This is a genomic window from Herbaspirillum sp. C9C3 (assembly GCF_013359625.1).
In the GTDB taxonomy this organism is placed as follows: domain Bacteria; phylum Pseudomonadota; class Gammaproteobacteria; order Burkholderiales; family Burkholderiaceae_D; genus Herbaspirillum.
On record NZ_JABFMQ010000017.1, the window covers coordinates 80,043 to 100,852 of the forward strand.

The following is a 20,810-nucleotide window of genomic DNA, read 5'->3' on the forward strand; positions in this document are numbered from 1 at the left end:
GAATCGAACAGACAGGAAACCAATGAAACGCTCACTCTTACTGCCGATGCTGATGCTGGCTGCCGTGTGCGGTGTGGCCAACGCCGAGAAGGCGGACTCCACCAAGCCCACCAACATCGAGGCAGACCAGATGGTCTATGACGACGTGCGCCAGGTGAAGACCTTCACCGGCAACGTCGTGATGACACGTGGCACCCTGATCATCAAGGCCGGCCGCGTGGTATTGACGACCGATCAGTACGGTTATGAAAATGCGGTGCTGTATGCCGCGCCTGGTGCGCTGGCAACCTTCCGCCAGAAGCGTGACGGCGGCCCCAATCTGTGGATCGAAGGCCAGGCCGAGCGCATCGAGTATTCGGAGCAGACGGAAGTGTCCAAGCTGTTCCAGCGCGCCCACATCCAGCGCATGGACGGCGACCGCATCACCGATGAAGTCAACGGCGAATTCATTTCCTATGACAGCCGCGCCGAATTCTATTCGGTCAACAACACTGCCAGCGGCCAGAGCAAGCCGGGCGCGGGCCGCATCACGGCCGTGATCCAGCCCAAGAACCCGCCGCCGGCCACGGACGCCCAGCCCGCAGCACCGGCCCAGCCGGCAGCGCGTCGTCAGAACGGAAAGGACCAGTAAGGATGGTAGCCAGTTCGCTGGTCGTTCGCGGCCTGAAGAAAAGTTACGGCGCGCGCCAGGTGGTGCGCGATGTCTCGATGGAAGTGCGCAGCGGCGAAGTGGTCGGCCTGCTCGGCCCCAATGGTGCCGGCAAGACCACCTCGTTCTACATGATCGTGGGGCTGGTACCCTCCGATGGCGGCGAGATCGACCTGGATGGCGCGCCCATTTCGCGCATGCCCATTCACAAGCGCGCCACCATGGGCCTGTCCTACCTGCCGCAGGAAGCCTCGGTGTTTCGCAAGCTGACGGTGGAAGACAACATCCGCGCCGTGCTGGAGCTGCGCCAGGAAGACGGCAAGCCGCTCTCGCGCGATGAAATCGAGGGCCGCCTCAACAACCTGCTGCACGAACTGCAGATCGAAAAGCTGCGCGAAAGCCAGGCCCTGTCACTGTCGGGCGGTGAGCGCCGACGCGTCGAGATCGCTCGCGCGCTGGCCACCGATCCGCGCTTCGTGCTGCTCGATGAACCGTTTGCCGGTATCGACCCGATTGCGGTGATCGAGATCCAGCGTATCGTGCGCTTCCTCAAGGAGCGCGGCATCGGCGTGCTCATCACCGACCACAACGTGCGCGAGACGCTGGGCATCTGCGATCGCGCCTACATCATCAACCAGGGCACGGTGCTGGCCAGCGGCAATCCGGAAGAGATCATTGCCAACGAGTCGGTACGCCGCGTCTATCTGGGCGAGCACTTCCGCATGTAAGCAGCACAGTCGCCCTACGTATCGAGCATCACCGACACCCAGGCATCACGCAACGACAGGCACAGCAACCCGCGGGCCACGCCGCTTTCAGAAAGACAGATGAAACAGTCGCTCCAGTTACGTACCTCGCAGCACCTCGCATTGACGCCGCAACTGCAGCAGTCGATCAGGCTGCTGCAACTGTCGACGCTGGAACTGCACCAGGAACTGGAACAGATCCTCTCCGACAATCCCCTGCTGGAGCGTCTCGATGACGCTCTCGACAATTCGGTGCGTCTGCTGGCCGACGGTGCCGTCTCCAGTTCGCCTTCCAGTGGCGTGGCCGACACCCCTCATGAAAACAGCGGCGAAGCGACGCCCGCTGCCAGCGATGGCGATTCCAGCTTCGAGTACCAGGACAACAATCCGGACACCGGTGTCACCGGTGATGCCGACTGGAGCTTCGATGACGTCGCCCGCAGCGGCAAGTCACCCGATGACGACGATGCCCGCCCGCAGCTGGAAGCCCATGAACTGACCCTGCGCGAACACCTGCTGGAACAGATCCGCGTGACTGCGCGCACCCTGCGCGATCGTGCGCTGCTGGAACTGCTCACCGATGCGCTCGACGAGAGCGGCTATCTGGAAGAACCGCTGGAGGACATCCTCGCGCGCCTGCCTGAAGAGCTGGGTATCGACATGGAAGAGCTGTCGATTTCGCTCAAGCTGCTGCAGAGCCTGGACCCGGCCGGCGTGGGCGCGCGCAGTGCCGGCGAATGCCTGGCCTTGCAGATCCGCCGCCTGCCCAAGATCCCCTTTGTCACGCGCAAGCTGGCGCTGAGGATCGTTGAGGATTACCTGCCGCTGTTCGCCCAGCGCGACTTCAACAAGATCAAGAAGGCCCTCGATTGTGACGACGAAGACCTGCGTGAAGCCCAGGCCGTGATCCGCCAGTGCCGTCCGCATCCGGGTGCCGAATTCGCGCGTGACGCCTCGGACTACGTGGTGCCGGACGTGATTGTCAAGCAGACAAAGAACGGCTGGCAGGTCATGCTCAACCATGAGGTCATGCCCAAGCTGCGCGTCAATGCGATGTACGCCAGTGCCTTGAAGCAGGCCAAGGGCGAAGGTTCGCTGTCCTCGCAGTTGCAGGAAGCCAAGTGGCTCATCAAGAACATGCGGCAACGTTTCGATACGATTTTGCGCGTCGCGCAGGCTATTGTGGAACGTCAAAGAAACTTCTTTTCCCATGGTGCAGTGGCCATGCGCCCCCTTGTGCTGCGTGAAATTGCTGATACACTGGGTCTACACGAGAGCACCATCTCTCGCGTGACGACTCAGAAATACATGCTCACTCCGCATGGTATGTTTGAGTTGAAATACTTCTTCGGTAGCCACGTCGCGACTGAAACCGGAGGCGAAGCTTCCTCCACCGCGATACGGGCGCTGATCAAACAGTTGATAGGAGCCGAAAACCCGCAGACCCCATTATCCGATAGCAAGATTGCGGATATGCTGGCAGAACAAGGCATGGTGGTCGCGCGACGCACAGTCGCCAAATACCGCGAAGTGTTGAAGATTCCGCCAGTCAATCTCCGCAAGTCCCTCTGAGTTTTTCCTCAGTTTTTCTGCAGTACCGTTGCTGTGTTCAGGCAAGCATCCCGACTGATGCCCACGCCATCCGACACGAAGACCGTGCCCGTGGTACAGCTGCAGCAGGATCGATTGCACGAACCTCCAGTGACTTCACGATAGGAGTCTTGTATGAATCTGACCATCAGTGGACACCACCTCGAACTGACCCCCGCCATCCGGGAATACGTGCAAAGCAAGCTCTCGCGTATCAAGCGCCATTTCGACAACGTGATCGACGTCAGCGTGATCCTGAGCGTAGATAAACTCACAGAAAAGGAAAAGCGCCAAAAAGCGGAAATCAACGTCCACATCAAGGGGAAGGATCTACATGCGGAAAGCATCGCACACGACCTCTACGCTGCCATTGACACCCTGATCGACAAGCTCGATCGCCAGGTCATCAAGCACAAGGACAAGTTGCAGGAGCATCACTCCATTGCCAAGCGCCTGCCGGACGACACGCCCGAGGATGCGGTAGCCGGAGCGGCATAAGCCAGGACACCAACGGCAAGCCACCTCGCAGCCTGCAGGGCTGCTGAGAAAGCCAGCCGGATTTCACGAGGAAGGGGCGCGCAAGCGCCCTTTTTCATTGGGGCCACAGCATCTGTCGATGCCTGTGAAAAACATATAAATCATTACGCAGGGCGACTGCCCGGCAAACCCGGCAGTCAACATTGTTCACCGCTCTGCTTGAATGTCTTGCGCAGCACCCTCATCTACTGCCCAGAGGAAACTGCATACGGTATAAATCATTTCCTTGATGCAATTTCCCGCCGGCTCGGACGGACGAATGGCGTGCTGCCGATTTCAACGCGCCTGCCGGCTTTTCCCTATAATGTCGGGCAATCCCATTTTTAAAGGCACAGCCATGAGCGACGTCCAATCCTGGATCAAAGAAACCGTGACCCAAAACCCTGTGGTGCTGTTCATGAAGGGCACTGCACAGTTCCCGCAATGCGGCTTTTCCGGCAAGGCCATCCAGCTGCTCAAGGCCAGCGGCGCCGAGAACATCGTCACCGTCAACGTGCTGGAAAGCCCCGACGTGCGCCAGGGCATCAAGGAATACTCGAACTGGCCGACCATTCCCCAGCTGTACGTGAAGGGTGAATTCGTCGGTGGCTCCGACATCATGAGCGAGATGTACGCCTCGGGCGAGCTGCAGACCCTGATCAAGGGCTGAGTCTGCCCTGCCCCGTAGAGCGCGCATGAGTGCTTCTTCCAGTCAGCCCCGCCAGCGCCTGATCGTTGCGATCACCGGGGCCACCGGGGCCATCTATGGTGTCCGGCTGCTGGAACACCTGCGCAAGCATGGTCAGGTCGAGACGCATCTGATGGTCTCCGAAGCCGGCGTGCTCAATCTGCACCAGGAACTGGACATGCGGCGCAAGGATGTGGAAGCGCTGGCCGATGTGGTGCACAACGTGCGCGATGTCGGCGCGTGCATCGCCAGTGGCTCGTTCGCCTCTGCCGGCATGGTGGTGGCGCCCTGTTCGATGAAGACCCTGGCCGCCGTGGCGCATGGCCTCTCCGACAATCTCATCACCCGTGCAGCCGATGTGGTGCTCAAGGAACGCCGCCGACTGGTGCTGATGGTGCGCGAGACCCCGTTCAATCTGGCCCATCTGCGCAACATGACGTCGGTCACGGAAATGGGCGGCGTGATCTTCCCGCCCCTGCCCGGCTTCTACCAGCGCCCTGCGTCCATGGAAGAAATGGTGGATCACACGCTGGGGCGCGTGCTGGACATGTTCGGGATTTCCATGCAGTTGACGCCGGAGTGGCAGGGCATGAAGGGCAATCCGGGCTGACGCTCTTCGTGTCCCGCAACATCTCTTCCGACGCCGGATTGCAAATATCTCAGATTGGCGTGGGTCCTGCGCTGTTCATCGGCTAGAGGATCAAGCCTTTCACCGCTTCAGAAAAATGGCCGCAGCTCATCACTGCGGCCATTTCTTCATCTGGCAAAGGAAAGCCGGCTCAACCCCGCCCGATATAGGGCATCTTGGTCGCCATCACGGTCATGAACTGCACATTGGCCTCCAGCGGCAGGCTGTCCATGTAGAGGATGGCCCGGGCCACGTGTTCGGCATCCATGGTCGGCTCGACCTTGGTGGAGCCGTCGGCCTGCAGCGTCCCCTTCTTCATCAGGGTGGTCATGTCGGTGGAGGCATTGCCGATATCGATCTGGCCACAGGCGATGTCATAGGCGCGGCCATCCAGCGAGGTGGCCTTGGTCAGACCCGTGATGGCGTGCTTGGTCGCGGTATAGGATGCCGAGAACGGACGCGGTGCATGCGCCGAAATCGAACCATTGTTGATGATGCGGCCACCGCGCGGCGACTGCTCCTTCATGATGCGGAAGGCTTCCTGGGTGCAAAGGAAAACCCCGGTCAGGTTGATGTCCACCGCCGCCTTCCACTGCTCCACGCTCAGTTCTTCCAGCGACACCGGCGGGGCGAAGATGCCGGCATTGTTGAACAGCATGTCCAGCCGCCCGAAGCGTTCGCGCGTCCTGGCGAAGAGCTGCTTCACCGACGCCGGATCGGTCACGTCGGCCGCCACCACCAGCGCATGGGCAGCGTGTTCAGCGGCCAGCCTGACCGTCTCTTCCAGCGCCTCCTGGCGACGTCCGGCCAGCGTCACGCCATAGCCTTCGCGCAGCAGCGCCAGGGTGATCTGCCGGCCGATGCCGGAACCTGCGCCGGTCACCAGCGCAATACGTTTGGGTGCAGCCATCGTGTGTACTCCTCACTCACGGTATGTCATGGACGATGCGCATCACGGCGCAATAAAAAACCGCCCGTGATGCACGGGCGGTTTTCACTATAGCAAACACGGGGTCGCGCCAGATGAGAGATTTTCAATCCGGCGGCCCGGCATTCATCTGTTGCCTCTCACGCTTCATACCGTGGAAGACAGGGGCTTGCCGGTATCGATACCCAAGGTCCGCGCCGCGTCTTCCAAGCGCGCACGATCCTCCCCCCACACTTCACACAAGGCCGTATACGCAATCCAGCGCGCATCGATCTCGAAGAAGTCACGCAGATTCACCCGCGTATCGCTGCGACCAAACCCGTCCGTACCCAAGGTCACATACGGCGCCGGCACGAACGCGCGGATGCTCTCGGGCAAGCTACGGATGTAATCGCTCACCGCGATCACCGGCGCTGCGCTGCCTTGCAATTGCGCCGTTACATAGGGCTGGGCCGGGCTGGCCGACAGGCGCTGTGCACGTTGCGCCGCCACGCCATCACGTGCCAGCTCGGTATAGCTGGTCACGCTCCACACCTCGGCCTCGATCTGCCAGTGCTGCTGCAGCAGCGCCGCTGCGGCCACGGCCTCCTTGAGAATGGGGCCCGAGCCCAGCAAGCGCACCTGCGCACCCGCCTTGCTACCCAGGCAGTACAAACCGCGCAGGATCCCCTCCTGCACGCCGTCCGGCAGACTTGGCTGAGCCTCGTTCTCGTTGGTGACAGTGATGTAGTAGAACACGTCATCACCGCGTTCCATCATGCGGCGCATGCCCTCATCCAGGATCACCGCCAGCTCATACGCATAGGCCGGGTCGTACGAAACACAGTTGGGAATCGACGCTGCCGTCACCAGGCTGTTGCCATCCTGATGCTGCAGGCCCTCGCCGCCCAGTGTGGTGCGCCCCGAGGTAGCCCCGATCAGGAAGCCGCGCGCCCGCTGGTCTGCAGCGGCCCAGATCAGATCGCCGATGCGCTGGAAACCGAACATCGAGTAGTAGATGTAGAAGGGCAGCATCGGCGTGCCATGCACCGAGTAGGCAGTGGCCGCTGCGGTCCAGGAAGAAATCGCGCCGGCCTCGGTGATGCCCTCCTCCAGAATCTGTCCATCTTTCGCTTCGCGATAGTAGAGGATGGAACCGATATCCTCCGGCTCATACAACTGCCCTTGCGACGAATAGATGCCGACCTGACGGAACAGGTTGGCCATGCCGAAGGTGCGCGCCTCATCGGCCACGATGGGCACGACATACTGGCCGAAATCCTTGTCCTTCAACAGATTGCCGAGCTGACGCACCAGCGCCATGGTGGAGGACATCTCCTTGCCGTCGGCCTCCAGCGCGAACCGGGCGTGCGCCTCCAGCGGCGGCACCGCGCGCCCTGCCTGCCCGGCCTGGCGGCGCGGCAGATAGCCGCCGAGCGCGGCGCGACGGGCATGCAGGTGCTTCATCTCCGGACTGTCATCGGCCGGCTTGTAGAAGGCCAGCTCACGGCATTGATCATCAGTGAGCGGCAGCTTGAAGCGGTCGCGGAACTGCAGCAGGCTTTCTTCATCCAGCTTCTTCTGCTGGTGTGTGGTCATCTTGCCTTCGCCCGCCGCGCCCATGCCGTAGCCCTTCTTGGTCTGCGCCAGAATCACCGTGGGCTGGCCACGATGGCTGGCCGCCGCCTGGTAAGCCGAGAAGATCTTCTTCATGTCATGGCCACCGCGACGCAGGCGATTGATTTCCTCATCGGTGAGGGTGGCGCCGATGGCGCGCGTGCCCGGCGTCTGGCCGAAGAAATGCTGGCGATTGAAAGCACCATCATTGGCGGCGAAGGTCTGCAACTGCCCGTCCACCGTACGATTCAAGGCATCGACCAGTTCGCCGTCCCGGTCACGCGCAAACAACCCATCCCAGTCCGAGCCCCACAAGAGCTTGATGACGTTCCAGCCGGCACCGGCGAACAGCGTCTCCAGTTCATCGACGATATGACCATTGCCGCGCACCGGCCCATCGAGCCGCTGCAGGTTGCAGTTGACCACGAAGATCAGATTGTCCAGCTTCTCGCGCGAGGCCAGCGAGAGCGCGGCCAGCGATTCGGGCTCGTCCATCTCGCCATCGCCGAAGACGCCCCACACCTTGCGCCCCTGGTCCTGCAACAGGCCGCGATGCTCCATGTAGCGCAAAAAGCGCGCCTGGTAGATGGCATTGATGGGGCCGATGCCCATGGAACCGGTCGGGAACTGCCAGAACTGCGGCATCAGCCAGGGATGCGGATAGGACGACAGACCCTGGCGCCCCACCCGCTTGGCCTCGATCTCGCGCCGGTAGTAGGCCAGATCCTCTTCGGCGAGGGCGCCTTCGAGGAAGGCTCGCGCATAGATGCCGGGCGCGGAGTGCGGCTGGAAGTAGACGACATCGCCCGCGACTTGCGCATCGCGGGCGCGGAAGAAGTGGTTGAAGCCGACCTCGAAGAGGTCCGCCGCCGAGGCATAGCTGGCGATATGCCCGCCCAGTTCGCCATAGGCGCGGTTGGCGCGCACCACCATGGCCAGTGCGTTCCAGCGCATGATGCTGGCAATGCGCTCCTCAATGGCCTGGGCATCGGAGCCACCAGGGAAGGGCGGCTCCTGTTCCGGGCGGATCGTGTTGACGTAAGGGGTATTGCGCGCATCGCGCCAGTTCACGCCCCATTGCTGAGCCGCTGCCGACAGCCGCGAAAGCAGGAAGCGCGCGCGTTCCGGACCGGCCTCGGCCAGCACGCTGTGCAGCGCTTGCAGCCACTCCTGGGTTTCCTGGGTATCGAGGTCGATATCGCGGGCAATATCGCTGTCGCTGGGGCGGGACATGTCCACTTCCTGTTCTCCTGTCTGGGTGCGCCGGGCCGGGTGCATCACTGCTCTATGCAAAGAGACGAAAAGCCGGTAAAACACAGGCCGCGCCATCCGTCTCCGAGCACCCGACGCCTTTTCGGCCTTGTTGTCGTTGAGGGCTACTGTGATCGAAGCACCGGACTACGATACGCCCTATGTCCCGGCATGAGTCACTTAAGATGGGAAGTTGCCGTACAATATTCAGCATCCAGTGCTGCGAAACTGAAACTGACAGAATTAAATTTCGATAATGGAACTCGACACCACCGATTTGCGCATCCTGAACATCCTGCAGGAGAACAGTTCGATCAGCAATCTGGAGCTGGCCAGCCGCATCAACCTCTCCCCCTCGCCGACTTTGGCCCGTGTGAAGCGTCTGGAGACCGAAGGCATCATCTCCCGCTATGTAGCGCTGGCCGATCCGCACCTGCTGGGCCTGAAGGTGAACGTTTTTGTCAAAGTCATCCTGGAGCGCCAGGGTGCCGAAGCGCTGGCCCAGTTCGAGACGGCGGTGAGTGCCTTCGATGAGGTCATGGAAGTCTATCTGATGACCGGCGACGAGGATTACCTGCTGCGCATCGTGGTGCCCGACCTGCTGACGCTGGAGCATTTCATCGTCGATCACCTGACCAAGATCCCCGGCATCAAGAACATCCGCTCCAGCTTCGCCCTCAAGCAGATCAAGTACAAGACCGCCCTGCCCACGCCCAAGATCAAGACGCGGCGATAGGCGCTACGGCATACATGAAAAAAGGGCCTTGCGGCCCTTTGCTGTTTGCTGCGCCCCACCTTGCCTCACTCAGTGCGACCGTCCGCCGCGCGGCAAGCCATCCTCCTGGCGCCGCTGCGGATGCGCGGGCTCGCCTGCCAGCGCATCCTGCACCGCGGCCTCGGCCAGCGGTGCGGCTGCCTCGCTGACATCGCACCAGCGCTCCACCATCGCTACCACGCAACGCGCATAGTGTTCTCCATCGACCGGCTTGGGCAGGTATTCGGTCGCACCGGCCTCCAGTGCCGCACGTTCGCCCTCGGTCTCGTGGGAAGGAAAGACCACCACCGGGGCAGCAGCCAGATGCTTGCTCGCGCGCAACTCGCGCAAAAGCTGCAGGCCGTCGCCGCACTCCATCTCGGACTCCAGCAGAATCAGGCTGGGCGCGCCGCCATCGCTCTGGCGGCGCCCCTGCAGCAGGCAGCGACGCGCCGTCGCCAGGTCCGGGCAGGACCGGAAGAGGCAATGCAGTCCCGCACGCCACAAGGCGAAGCGCGCCAGCTCGGCGGCCTCCTGGCTGGGGTCGATCATGATGATGCTGGGGAAATTCATGCTGCGAGAGAACATCCTGTCAGAGTACACAAGCCGACAATGGCTACAGCACACGTTTTACAGGACTGGCGCGGCGCCCGGCATCGGGAAATTCCTGACTGCGCCAGACAAGAGGGAGACAGACGGTCAGGATTTCCCCGATCGCCGACAGTAGCAAGAATGACTACAGTGACAGGCTCGATGATCCGCTCCAGCAGGATCTGCCCATCTGTACAGCCAGGAAGCCCCGCCGATGTTGCCGTTTGCCAAAGTCCGAGTCCCCGTCCCCACCGCCTTGCTGGGCATGGTCGAGCTGTATGTCAGCGCCTGCACCCGCAGCACCGGCCAGCGCGCCGATGCCCTGCACGACTGGGCCAGCCTGCAGGCCACGCCGCGCAAGGTGCTGGAATGGTTTGCCAGCTCCGGCTTTGCGCCCGGTGGAGAAAAGAGCGCGCTGGCCCGCTTCCAGCCCTGTCCCAAGCGCCTGGTCAGCCTCGACCAGCTCAAACATCGGGTACCGCCGCCGCTGGCGATACCACGCTTCTGGCAGCTCGACGACAGCAACTACGGCTTCGATGCCGGCCCGCACCTGCCCTATTGGCTCGCCATGAACAATGCTTCCTTCGTGCCGCTGCTGGTGCCCGCGCACCAGATGGCACACTTCTCGCACGCCCTGGTGGCGTGAAGTCTTCTTCCCGTTTCCCCCTCGCTGCATTGCCTATTTCAAGGGCAGGTAGATATCCGTGAGCAACTCGCCCGGTGGTGTATCGGGCAAGAGATTGAGATAGTGGAAGTACAGCGGGAAATCGCGCAACTCCTCACCACTCTCCGGCAGCCACTGGCGATACAGCGGATAGATGCTCTCTCCCAGGCGTTCATGCGCGCCCGCATGACGCACACGCGCGCAGCGTCCACCCGGGATCAGGGAACTCACCACGGCTTGCGCATTGCCCGGCACCTGTGCGTCCACTTCGCCGCAGATGCCGAAGCGGAATTGCTCCGGGGGCGTGGTGTCGGGATTATCCCAGGCCAGACCGAAGGTACGGCTGCGCTCCACCGGCGACAGGCCGGACGCCTTGCGCCATTCGATGAAGCGCGCCACGCTGGCGTTGAGCTGGTTGACGGGGCCGCGATGCGCCAGCAGGGCGATACGGATGGGTTCGACGTCGACGATTTCTACTTGCACTTGCACTTTCCTTTCAGGAATGCGGAAGACGAAACGCTCGTTCCATGAAGGCCAGTCCGGTGCGCGCCGAAACTGCGAAGGCGACTGGCCGAAGACACTTCTGAAAGCGCGCGTGAAGGATTCCGGATTTTCGAAACCGGCTTCGAGGGCGATGTCGATGATGCGCCGCTTTGGCTGAAAGGCCAGTTGATGGCTGGCATGCTTCAGACGCATCAGCAGGATGTAGCGCGCCACCCCGACGCCGGTGAAGTCAGCAAACTGCCGCTGGAAATGGAACCGTGAAAAATGGGCGACCGCCGCCAGTTGCTCCATCTCCAGCGGGCCATGGAGATGCGCCTCGATATGATCGAGCACACGTTCGAAGCGGGCTTGATAGCGGGCCTGGCTGGTCTTTTGGCGGTCGTCGTTCATCGGGTCCTCGGTTCACGGGACATACTGTGCAAGAAAGAGCGGAACAAATCCTGACCGAAATTGCGCATCGTGAAGAGGCCTCAAGCTCTGGCCCTCTGACAGGTCGCCATGTTAAAACACTGGCTTGGTCGCACTCTGCCTTTTTCTCCATGCCTTCCGCTGTTCTCTTGATGCTCGCCATCTGCAGCGTCTGGCTGCCCTCCCTGAGGCTGCCGGGCCGCTGGACCCTTGCACCGTGGCTACCGCTGCTGACACTGGCCGTGGCCATGGGCCTGCAGGATGGCCGACTCGATGCCGGCGCCGCCACAGGCATCGTCCTGCTGGGCGTCACCGCCCTGGGAACGACCCATGCGTCCAACGCATGGCAACGCCGCAGTCTGCTGGCGCTGAGTTTGCTGCTGGCCCTGCTGCTGGCACTGCATCGCTGGCCGGGTTTCCACAATGTGCTGGTGCTGCCGTCAGCGGCCATGACTGCCGATGCGCGGCCCTTCATGCTCTTTGCCAATCTCGACAAAGGGAGCGCCGGACTGCTGTTGCTGGCACTGCTGGCGCCACGCTGCCATGCGTGGCGGGAATGGCGGGAGATGCTCTGCAAGACGCTGCTGCCGGGTGCCGTGACGATCGCGCTCGTGATGGGAGCGGCTTGTGTGGCGGGCCTGGTCAGGCCCGCACTGAAGTGGCCGGACTTTACCGTGGAGTTCCTGGCCATCAATCTGCTGTTGACGGTGGTGGCAGAGGAAGCCTTCTTCCGTGGCGTCATCCAGCATCGGCTGCAAAGCGCCTTGCAGCACATCCGCGGCGGGACAGGGCTGGCAATGACGGCCTCCGCGCTGCTCTTCGGTGCAGCCCATCTTGGCGGCGGCCTGAGCTATGCGGTCATGGCCGGGATGGCCGGTCTCGGTTATGCGTGGGTCTTCCGGCGCACCGGACGTCTGGAGGCGCCGATCCTGCTGCACTTCATGCTCAATGCCGTGCATTTCCTCGGATTCACCTATCCCGCACTGGCCTGATGCGCGCCACCGTCAGGGCGCAATCCACTGCCCTTGCCATGGCACCTGCCCACGTTCAAAACGCGCGCGGCGATGCTGGTTCGGTGTGAGGTCCAGCCATTCGATGCGCTCCAGCCGCACTTCCACCAGGGCAAAATTTTCGAAGCCATCGCCCCTGTCCTGCTCCCGCACATGCCCCTCTTCGGGCTGAGCAATCGGTGTGCCGGGTGCATGCGGGGTCTTGTACAGGATCAGCGTATGCGGCCTGGACCCGGTCCACATGCCCCGAATGCGCGTGGCATCCTGCACCACCTGCGCCACGCCGTTCAGGCGCAGTTGCAGATGACGATCCAGGTCAACCGCCAGCATCGCCACGCGGCCATCGGCACGGAGCTCGGCCAGCTTCGGTGAACGCAGATCGGTGTGAAAGCACAGCGTCCCGGCGGAGATATTGGCCTCGCGCAAGACGATGGAACGCAACTGGGGCGCACCGTCCAGGCCCACAGTGGCCAGTTGCCAGATGGTAAACGGGGAACGTGCGGGACTGGCACCGCGGCACAATTCGTCCCAGATCAGGGTGTGGAGTTCGGGCAGGTTCATGCCGCCATTGTAGAACCTCGCGCGCAGGCGGGTGCGTGCTGCGGATGCCGTCGGGACCATGCTCCGGCAATGACGACGCCCGCTTGCGCGGGCGTTCCGGATTGTGGCTGCAACGGGGCGCCAACGCTTCAGAATGCGCCGACGTAATTCTCCGCCAGTGCCGTCGACAGTGCGCGCGAATTGACCACGTTCTCCAGCTCGGCGCGCTGGATCTGGCGCTGGAAGGGCGAGGCATCCTCGAAGGTATGCAGCATGCTGGTCATCCACCAGGAGAAATACTCGGCGCGCCAGATGCGTTTCAAGGCCTGCTCGGTATAGGACGAGAGCCCTTGCTCGCTGTTGGAGCGATAGAACTCCTCGATGCCCTGGGCCAGGCGCCTGACGTCGCCCACGGCCAGGTTCAGCCCCTTGGCTCCGGTGGGCGGCACGATGTGGGCCGCATCACCAGCCAGGAACAGGCGGCCATGCTGCATCGGCGTGGAGACGAAACTGCGCATGCCGATGATGCCCTTCTGGAAGATCTTGCCCTCCTTGACACGCCAGCCATCGCCGTTTTCCAGGCGGGTATGGAATTCATTCCAGATGCGGTCATCGCTCCAGTTGTCCACGCTGTCCTTGGGATCGCACTGAAAATACAGACGCTGTACCGTCGGCGAGCGTGTGCTGACGAGCACGAAACCACGATCGTGCTGCGCATAGATCAGCTCATCCGAAGAGGGCGGTGCTTCCACCAGCACACCGAACCAGCCGAAGGGATAGATGCGCTGGTAGTCCTGGCGTTTGCCCTCGGGAATGGCCGGGCGCGAGACACCATGGAAGCCGTCGCAACCGGCCACGAAATCGGCCTCCAGCGTATGCTGCTCACCCGCGTGCATGAAGCGTACGCGCGGCTTGCTGGTCTCGATGCCTTCGATGCTGGTGCCGCTCACACCGAACAGCAACTGCCCCTGCGCAGCCAGGCGGGCGGCCACCAGGTCCTTGATGACTTCATGCTGGGCATAGACGGTAATGGCCTGGCCGGTCAGCTCGGTAAGGTCAATGCGGTGGCGACGCCCTCCGAAGGCCAGCTCGATACCGTGATGCAGCGCGCCTTCGCGCTTCATGCGCTCGCCCACGCCGGTCTCGGTGAGGATGTCCATCGTGCCTTGTTCCAGCACGCCGGCACGGATGGTGGATTCGATGTCTTCGCGGCTGCGCGTTTCCAGCACGACTGATTCGATGCCCTTCAGGTGCAGCAGATGGGACAGCAACAAACCGGCCGGGCCGGCGCCGATGATGGCGACTTGGGTACGCATGGTGGAGGTCTCCGTGTAAAGGTCAGGCACCGTTTTCGTTGCAGGCGCACCGTGGCGCGCGCCCGAAGCGGGTGGCATGTCATCTGTTCTTGTTCTTGATGTGAGAGCGATCTTAGACGGCGGTGGACGAATAAAAAATGGATGATCCCGCCAATTACTTGTACTATTTTTACAGAGCACAATCACAACGCTTGATCGCGACGTAGAAGATGGAGACCCTATGCCCTTGCCCCGCAGCAAACCCCGCACCGCCGACGTACCGCAATTTTCCTTGTATGGCGAGGCTTCCCGGCAGGAGGACGCAGAGTCCGTCCATATCGAACTGATCGAGACACGCAGCCGTGTGCATGACTGGCATATTGCACCGCACACGCATGCCGGGCTTTTTCAGGTACTTTTTTTAATGTCCGGTCATGTCAGCGCGCTGATGGAAGAGGAAGTCTGGGAGGCCGACGGACCGGTGGTCATTACCATTCATCCCTCGCTGGTACACGGTTTCGATTTTTCGGAACAGGCGATCGGCTTCGTACTCACGGTCGATCCGCACATCGTGTTTTCGGCCGGCGGCAGCGAGGCGCATGGAGAATTGTTCTCGCCCTTGTTCCTGCGACCGATGGCCATCGAACTGGCGCGTGTGCCGGAGCTGCGAGAACGCATGGAAACCCTGCTGCGCCTGCTCATCGCCGAGTCCGCTGCGCCCCGCACCGGTCACACGCTGATGCTGGAATGGCTGGCGCGCAGCGTCATGCTGCTGCTGGTGCGACTGGAAGCGGATCATCGCTCGGCGGAGTTGTCCGGACGCGGCGACTTTGAATTGTTCACGCGCTTTCGTGCGTTGGTGGAGCAGCATTTCAAGCAGCAGTGGCAGGTGGCGGTGTATGCCGACAAGCTGCGCATCACCCCCAGCCGGCTCAATCGCCTGTGCCTGAAGCTGGCCGGGCATTCAGCCTTCGACCTGGCGCAGCAGCGCTTGATTCTGGAGGCTTGTCGCAAGCTGACCTATGTGCCTTCGGGGATTTCGACGATTGCCTATGAACTGGGCTTTCAGGATCCGGCGTATTTCAGCCGGCTCTTCAAACGGCACATGGGCGTGACGCCCAAGCAATATCGGCGTACGCACGTGGAGCAATGAGTATTTCGCATGCCGTTTCCGGCAATGGCGCAAAAACAAAAATCGGTGCGCCATCTTTGAAATTCAGCCACGCCTCACAACAGCGCCCCCAGCTCCACCTGTATCTTCAACATGGCCGGCAAGCAGCGCTCCACCATGTCTTCCAGCTTCATGCGGGCCGCATGCACGCTGATATTCATCGCCGCCACCACCTCACCGCGGAAGTTGCGCACCGGTACGGCCATGGTGCGCAGGCCCAGTTCCAGTTCCTGGTCCACCAGCGCATAACCCTGCGCGCGGGCGCGGGCGATTTCCAGTCCCAATCGTTCGACATCGGTGATGGTATGGGCGGTGATGGCCTCCGGCTGGGCACGCGCGAGGATGGCATCGAGCTGCGCCGGGGCCAGGTTGGCCAGCAGGATGCGGCCATTGGCGGTGCAGTAGGCCGGCACCCGCGTACCGGGCTGCAGGGTGGTCGAGACCAGTTGCCCGGCGCTCACCGCGGCCACGCACACCAGCTGGTCATGATCGAGCACCCCGCAGGAAGCCGCCTCGCCCAGCGAATAGGCCAGCCGGTACAGCAGCGGCTGCACGATGCGCGGCAGCCGCGCCGAATGCAGATAGGATTGTCCCAGCCGCAGCACCATCGGCGTGAGCGAAAACGTCTTGTTGTCGTGCCGCATGTAGCCCAGGTGCGTAAGCGTGATCAGATAGCGACGGGCGGCGGCGCGGGTCAGGCCGGTCAGTTGCGCCACCTCGGCGATGGTCAGGCGCGAACGCTCCTGGTCGAAGGCTTCGATGACCTGCAAGCCTTTTTCCAGCCCTGCCACCAGGTCACGCTTGAGGGGGCCGTCTTCGCTCGCCTCCGGCTCGTCATCGATTGGCTGTTGCTGCATGGATTCCCCGCCCTGTGGATAAAACAAGCTGATCTCTACCGTTTTCCCGTGGATGCAGAAAATCGGCCATTTGTGCGATTCTCGCACAAAGCGGGCGCATGGCGAATATGCTGCGCTGCGTTGGCCTTGAGAGCGGTGTCGGGCTTGCCTACTATCTGTCCACACCCAAGCACGGCGCGCCAATCGCCCATTCCGGCAGGCAAGGAATCCGAGGACGACGCCGCATTCATCCCCGTCGACCTGAGGAGACCTCATGCAATTCGATGCCATCGAACCCGGAGTCTATCCGGAACTGATCTATCCCCCCTACAAGTCCACCCTCAAGCGCGGCCCTACGCAAGCACCGCTGCGCGTGCGCGACGAGACCGCCACCGGCACCAATCTGTTCGCCTCGCCCCGGCTGATCCTGCCGCACGACATGGACCTGACCGCGCAGGGCAAGGGCGAGCCGCTGGGCGAGAAGATCGTCGTCACCGGTCGCGTGCTGGACGAAGATGGCAAGCCGGTGCGCAACTCCCTGCTGGAAGTCTGGCAATGCAATGCAGCCGGTCGCTACTTCCACAAGAAGGACCAGCACGATGCGCCGCTGGATCCCAACTTCACCGGTTTTGGCAAGATGCTCACCGATGACAATGGCCGCTATCGTTTCGTCACCATCAAGCCCGGTCCGTATCCCTGGGGCAATCACCACAAGGCCTGGCGTCCGGCGCACATCCACTTCTCGCTGTTCGGCAACATCTATGCGCAGCGTCTGGTGACGCAGATGTATTTCCCCAGCGATCCGCTGTTCGCCTACGATCCGATCTTCCAGAGCATCCCTGATGAGGCTGCCCGCCAGCGCCTGATCTCGCGCTTCTCGCTGGAGGAGACGGTCGATGACAAGATGCTGGGCTATGAATTCGACATCGTCCTGCGCGGCCGCAACGCCACGCCCATGGGCATCTGAACACAAGGCAGGAGACCACATGAGCAACATCACCACTTCGCAAACCATCGGCCCCTTCCCGCACGAAGCCTGGGCCTGGGCCGTGGAACTGACCTCTCGCGTAGAGAGCAGTGCACCGCAGGTCAAGATCAGCGGCGCCATTCTCGATGGCGATGGCGTTCCCATCAATGACGCCTGGGCCGAAGCCTGGCTGCCGGGCAGCGCTGCGTCAGAAACTTCACATGCCATTCCCGGATATCGCCGCGTGCCCACCAATGAGGAGGGCGGGTTCACATTTTCGATTTCGCAGCCCCAGGCGCCAGCTGGCAAGCCGGTTGCTTACGTGACCGTGTTTGCGCGCGGCCTGGTCAAGCACCAGTTCACGGCCGTCTTCCTGGAGGACGACCCGGCGCTGGCGCAATCGGCCCTGCTGGAGCAGGTCCCGGCCGACCGTCGTGACACCCTGATTGCCCGCAAGCAGCCTGACGGCAGCTACCTGTGGAATATCCACATGCAGGGTGCGCGCGAGACGGTATTCTTCGACTACATCTGAACGCCCTCTTCGGCGTGACGAGCATGGGGATCCGCAAGCATCTGCTTGCCGGATCCCGCTTGCGTTGGATCGCGCCGCAAGGGCAAGCACTGGAGACTTCATGAGCGTTTCGATCTTCGACAGCTTCCTCACCACTTCGGACATGATTGCGGTGTTCGACGACCAGGCGGTGGTACAAGCCATGCTGCGCTTCGAACAGGTTCTGGCCGAGGCCGAAGCCGCCGAGGGCATCATCCCCGAGGCCGCCGCGCGTGCCATTGCCAGCGTCTGCCGCGCCCCGCTCTACGACATCAACGCCCTCATCGTAGCCGGTCGGCGCGCCGGTGCGCTGGCCATTCCGCTGGTCAAGGAATTGCAACGCACGGTCGCCCTCTACAGCGAAGAAGCCGCCACCCACGTGCACTGGGGCAGCACCAGCCAGGATGTGCTGGATACGGCCATGGTGCTGGTCACGCGTGAAGCCTTGCGGCTGGTCGATGGCGAACTGGATCAGCTGGCGCGCCGCCTGCTGGACTTGTCGCAATCCCATCTGGATACACCGGTGCTGGCGCGCACGCTGATGCAGCCGGCGCAGGTGACCAGTCTGGGCTTCAAGTTCTGCAACTGGGCCGCGCCCCTGTTGCGTTCGCGCGCGCAATTGCAGGCGCTGGCCGGGCGCGCCTTGCAACTGCAACTGGGCGGTGCGGTCGGTACGCTGGCGGTGCTGGGTGACAAAGGGCCAGCGGTGGCGGCACGCATGGCTGCGGCCCTCGATTTGAAGACCCCCGAGGCGGCCTGGCATACCCAGCGTGACGAGTGGATACGCCTGGGTACCGAGATGGCGGTGCTGGCGGGCAGCCTGGGCAAGATCGCCACCGACCTGTCACTGATGGCACAGGGCGAGATTGCCGAACTGGCCGAGCCCTCCGGCAATGGTCGTGGCGGGTCGTCGGCGATGCCGCACAAGCGCAATCCGGTGTCGTCCATGATCGCCCTGGCCGCTGCTACCCGAGCGCCACAGCAAGCCGCTGCGCTGCTGGGTGCGATGTCGCAACAGCACGAACGCGGGCTGGGCAACTGGCAGGCCGAACTGGCCGAATGGCCGGGGCTCTTCCTTGGTGTGCACGGTGCACTGCGCGCGCTCAATGATGCCTTTGCCGGGCTGGTCATTGATGAGGCGCGCATGCTGCGCAACATCGATGCCTTGCAGGGACTGGTGTTTGCCGAGTCGGCCTCGATTGCGCTGGCTGGCGTCATCGGTCGCCCACGGGCACATAGTCTGCTGGAACAACTCACGCGCAAGGCTGTAGCCGATGGCGCGCAGCTGGTTGACGTGCTGGTCGATGCCGTAGAGGGCGATGCGCAGTTGCGCCAGGAAATCGACCTGGGCATGTTGCGTGGCCTGTTCGATCCGGTGCAAGCCACCCGCCCTGCGCGCCGCATTGCCGAAGGGCGGCTTGAACACTTGCGCGCCCAGCTGGCGCACTGATCTGCTGAATTCTCCACCTCCACCCATCACACCGAGACAAAGAGAGCACCACATGAGCTACGATCCGCTGGACCATGATTTCGAGCGCGGCATGCGCAATCGCCGCAGTGTATTGGGCGACCAATGGGTTGACCGTTCGGTGGCCAATGCCACCAATTTCAACGCCGACTTTCAGAACCTGATCACGCGTTTTGCGTGGAACGAGATCTGGGGTCGTCCCGGGCTGGACCACAAGACACGCCGCATCATCGTGCTGGCCATCACCATTGCGCTGGGGCGCTGGGAAGAATTCGAACTGCACGTACGCGCCGGGCTGACCGGTGATGCGACCACGCGGCTCAGCCCGGACGAGATGAAGGAAGTCATGATACAGGCGGCGGTCTATGCGGGTGTGCCGGCGGGCAATACGGCTTTCACGCATGCGCAGAAAATCCTGCGTGAAGTGGGTGAGCAGATCGGTTATGCCGTGGTACCGCAGGCGCCGGCTGGCAGCGTGCATCCGGGTGTGGGGCACGAGGGCCGCACCGTTTCGTCGCCGGCCTTGCATTACACCTTGCGCGAACCCCGCAATGGCAAGGCGCCGCGTCATACAGTGGTGCTCTCGCATGCGCTGGGTACCGACCTGATGATGTGGGACGGGCTGGCCAATCTGCTGGCGGCCGATTGTCGGGTGATTGCTTACGATCATCGTGGGCATGGCAGTTCGGAGAAGATCGATGGGCTCTACAGCATGGCGGATCTGGCCGATGATGCGGCCCGCTTGTTGCGCGAGCTGGATACAGGGCCGGTGGTGTGGGTCGGTTTGTCCATGGGCGGCATGGTCGGGCAGGAGCTGGCCTTGCGGCATCCGGGGCTGGTGCGATCGCTGGTGTTGGCCAATACCACGTCTGCCTATCCTGAGGCGGCGCGCGAGGTTTGGCAGCAGCGGATTGCTACCGTGCGGGCTCAAGGGATCGAAGTGATTGCCGATGCGGTCATGGGGCGGTATTTCCACGAGGGCTTCCGCGCTGCACAAGCGGCCACTGTTGCGCGCTATCGGCATCGGCTGGTCACGACCGATGCGGTGGGGTATGTGGGGTGCTGTCATGCTGTCGGGACTGTCGATACGTCTTCCCGGTTGGGGGCCATTCACGTGCCTGCCCTCGTGATTGCGGGGGAACTGGATCAGGGGACGCCGGTGGCCATGGCGCAGGCGCTGGTGGATGGGATTGCTGATGCACGGCTGGAGGTCATTACAGAAGCCTCGCATGTCAGTGCTGTTGAGCAGCCGGCTGTGTTTGCTGAATTGGTTTGTGGGTTTATTGATGGGCTTTGATGCTGTTTTGCTGTTTTGCTGTTTTGCTGTTTTGCTGTTTTGCTGTTTTGATGATTTACGGTTTTGGGTAGTCTGCACGGGCCTCTTTCCTGCGCTCTAGCTTAATTATTATCTTTCTCCGGTCGGGAGGACGCGCCGGGGGCGGCCCGGCAGCCGCTCACTT

Annotated in this window: 21 protein-coding genes; 14 read left to right on the top strand and 7 right to left on the bottom strand. The window is 62.3% G+C overall.

The genetic code is table 11. From position 1 onward, the window contains the following. Positions 1 to 22 precede the first annotated feature (22 nt). The 6 genes from lptA to HNO82_RS16045 all read left to right on the top strand — a co-directional run bounded on the left by lptA (position 23) and on the right by HNO82_RS16045 (position 4,799). The gene (gene lptA / locus HNO82_RS16020) at positions 23 to 631 is read left to right on the top strand and encodes a lipopolysaccharide transport periplasmic protein LptA (RefSeq protein ID WP_008332141.1); all 609 of its coding nucleotides are present in this window, start codon (positions 23 to 25) and stop codon (positions 629 to 631) included. A gap of 2 nt (positions 632 to 633) precedes the next feature. Beyond that, positions 634 to 1,377, top strand: coding sequence for an LPS export ABC transporter ATP-binding protein (lptB, locus tag HNO82_RS16025; protein WP_008332143.1), 744 nt, complete (start codon positions 634 to 636; stop codon positions 1,375 to 1,377). A 99-nt stretch (positions 1,378 to 1,476) separates the two neighbouring features. Next, entirely contained in the window at positions 1,477 to 2,967 is a 1,491-nt protein-coding gene (locus HNO82_RS16030) for an RNA polymerase factor sigma-54 (protein ID WP_008332145.1), read from the top strand. A 153-nt stretch (positions 2,968 to 3,120) separates the two neighbouring features. Then, a complete protein-coding gene (gene hpf, locus HNO82_RS16035; protein ID WP_008332148.1) occupies positions 3,121 to 3,483 on the top strand; it encodes a ribosome hibernation-promoting factor, HPF/YfiA family in 363 nt (120 codons plus the stop codon). A 376-nt stretch (positions 3,484 to 3,859) separates the two neighbouring features. Continuing rightward, positions 3,860 to 4,171, top strand: coding sequence for a Grx4 family monothiol glutaredoxin (grxD, locus tag HNO82_RS16040; RefSeq protein ID WP_008332149.1), 312 nt, complete (start codon positions 3,860 to 3,862; stop codon positions 4,169 to 4,171). A 25-nt stretch (positions 4,172 to 4,196) separates the two neighbouring features. Beyond that, positions 4,197 to 4,799, top strand: a complete 603-nt coding sequence (locus tag HNO82_RS16045; RefSeq protein ID WP_175344399.1) for a UbiX family flavin prenyltransferase — start codon at positions 4,197 to 4,199, stop codon at positions 4,797 to 4,799. Positions 4,800 to 4,968: 169 nt separating this feature from the next. Here the strand turns inward: HNO82_RS16045 and HNO82_RS16050 are convergent, their stop codons facing one another. Then, the gene (locus HNO82_RS16050; protein ID WP_175344400.1) at positions 4,969 to 5,727 is read right to left on the bottom strand and encodes an SDR family oxidoreductase; all 759 of its coding nucleotides are present in this window, start codon (positions 5,725 to 5,727) and stop codon (positions 4,969 to 4,971) included. A 165-nt stretch (positions 5,728 to 5,892) separates the two neighbouring features. Further along, positions 5,893 to 8,574 carry an alpha-ketoglutarate dehydrogenase gene (gene mdeB, locus HNO82_RS16055; protein WP_175344401.1) on the bottom strand — a complete coding sequence of 894 codons (2,682 nt, stop codon included), beginning with the start codon at positions 8,572 to 8,574 and terminating at the stop codon, positions 5,893 to 5,895. A 274-nt stretch (positions 8,575 to 8,848) separates the two neighbouring features. On the opposite strand from mdeB, the gene HNO82_RS16060 reads away from it, so the two are divergent. Beyond that, on the top strand, positions 8,849 to 9,328 hold the full coding sequence (locus HNO82_RS16060; protein ID WP_006461679.1) for an Lrp/AsnC family transcriptional regulator: 480 nt from the start codon (positions 8,849 to 8,851) through the stop codon (positions 9,326 to 9,328). Between the two features lie 69 nt (positions 9,329 to 9,397). Here the strand turns inward: HNO82_RS16060 and HNO82_RS16065 are convergent, their stop codons facing one another. Then, complete coding sequence (locus HNO82_RS16065) at positions 9,398 to 9,919, bottom strand: response regulator (RefSeq protein WP_175344402.1); 522 nt, start codon at positions 9,917 to 9,919, stop codon at positions 9,398 to 9,400. A 232-nt stretch (positions 9,920 to 10,151) separates the two neighbouring features. Between HNO82_RS16065 and HNO82_RS16070 the strand changes: the two genes are divergently transcribed. Next, positions 10,152 to 10,583 (top strand): hypothetical protein, encoded by a 432-nt coding sequence (locus HNO82_RS16070; RefSeq protein WP_175344403.1) that lies wholly within the window; start codon positions 10,152 to 10,154, stop codon positions 10,581 to 10,583. Positions 10,584 to 10,616: 33 nt separating this feature from the next. Here the strand turns inward: HNO82_RS16070 and HNO82_RS16075 are convergent, their stop codons facing one another. Next, positions 10,617 to 11,495 carry an AraC family transcriptional regulator gene (locus tag HNO82_RS16075; RefSeq protein ID WP_175344404.1) on the bottom strand — a complete coding sequence of 293 codons (879 nt, stop codon included), beginning with the start codon at positions 11,493 to 11,495 and terminating at the stop codon, positions 10,617 to 10,619. Between the two features lie 149 nt (positions 11,496 to 11,644). On the opposite strand from HNO82_RS16075, the gene HNO82_RS16080 reads away from it, so the two are divergent. Further along, complete coding sequence (locus HNO82_RS16080) at positions 11,645 to 12,505, top strand: CPBP family intramembrane glutamic endopeptidase (RefSeq protein ID WP_249777022.1); 861 nt, start codon at positions 11,645 to 11,647, stop codon at positions 12,503 to 12,505. A gap of 12 nt (positions 12,506 to 12,517) precedes the next feature. On the opposite strand, the gene HNO82_RS16085 is transcribed toward HNO82_RS16080, so the two are convergent. Next, positions 12,518 to 13,084, bottom strand: coding sequence for a pyridoxamine 5'-phosphate oxidase family protein (locus HNO82_RS16085; protein ID WP_175344405.1), 567 nt, complete (start codon positions 13,082 to 13,084; stop codon positions 12,518 to 12,520). A 128-nt stretch (positions 13,085 to 13,212) separates the two neighbouring features. Then, entirely contained in the window at positions 13,213 to 14,379 is a 1,167-nt protein-coding gene (locus tag HNO82_RS16090) for a 4-hydroxybenzoate 3-monooxygenase (protein WP_175344406.1), read from the bottom strand. Between the two features lie 220 nt (positions 14,380 to 14,599). On the opposite strand from HNO82_RS16090, the gene HNO82_RS16095 reads away from it, so the two are divergent. Then, positions 14,600 to 15,511: a helix-turn-helix domain-containing protein gene (locus HNO82_RS16095; protein ID WP_175344407.1), complete on the top strand. Its 912-nt coding sequence runs from the start codon at positions 14,600 to 14,602 to the stop codon at positions 15,509 to 15,511. A gap of 74 nt (positions 15,512 to 15,585) precedes the next feature. Here the strand turns inward: HNO82_RS16095 and HNO82_RS16100 are convergent, their stop codons facing one another. Next, complete coding sequence (locus HNO82_RS16100) at positions 15,586 to 16,386, bottom strand: IclR family transcriptional regulator domain-containing protein (protein WP_175344408.1); 801 nt, start codon at positions 16,384 to 16,386, stop codon at positions 15,586 to 15,588. 253 nt (positions 16,387 to 16,639) lie between these two features. Here HNO82_RS16100 and pcaH point away from each other — a divergent pair, with 253 nt between their 5' ends. The 4 genes from pcaH (at position 16,640) to pcaCD (ending at position 20,647) form a co-directional block, all read left to right on the top strand. Further along, positions 16,640 to 17,332, top strand: coding sequence for a protocatechuate 3,4-dioxygenase subunit beta (gene pcaH, locus HNO82_RS16105; protein WP_175344409.1), 693 nt, complete (start codon positions 16,640 to 16,642; stop codon positions 17,330 to 17,332). A gap of 19 nt (positions 17,333 to 17,351) precedes the next feature. Next, positions 17,352 to 17,864: a peptidase associated/transthyretin-like domain-containing protein gene (locus HNO82_RS16110; protein ID WP_008332171.1), complete on the top strand. Its 513-nt coding sequence runs from the start codon at positions 17,352 to 17,354 to the stop codon at positions 17,862 to 17,864. 100 nt (positions 17,865 to 17,964) lie between these two features. Then, entirely contained in the window at positions 17,965 to 19,332 is a 1,368-nt protein-coding gene (gene pcaB / locus HNO82_RS16115; RefSeq protein WP_008332173.1) for a 3-carboxy-cis,cis-muconate cycloisomerase, read from the top strand. A 52-nt stretch (positions 19,333 to 19,384) separates the two neighbouring features. Continuing rightward, complete coding sequence (gene pcaCD / locus HNO82_RS16120; protein ID WP_175344410.1) at positions 19,385 to 20,647, top strand: bifunctional 4-carboxymuconolactone decarboxylase/3-oxoadipate enol-lactonase PcaCD; 1,263 nt, start codon at positions 19,385 to 19,387, stop codon at positions 20,645 to 20,647. The last annotated feature ends 163 nt before the right edge of the window (positions 20,648 to 20,810 follow it).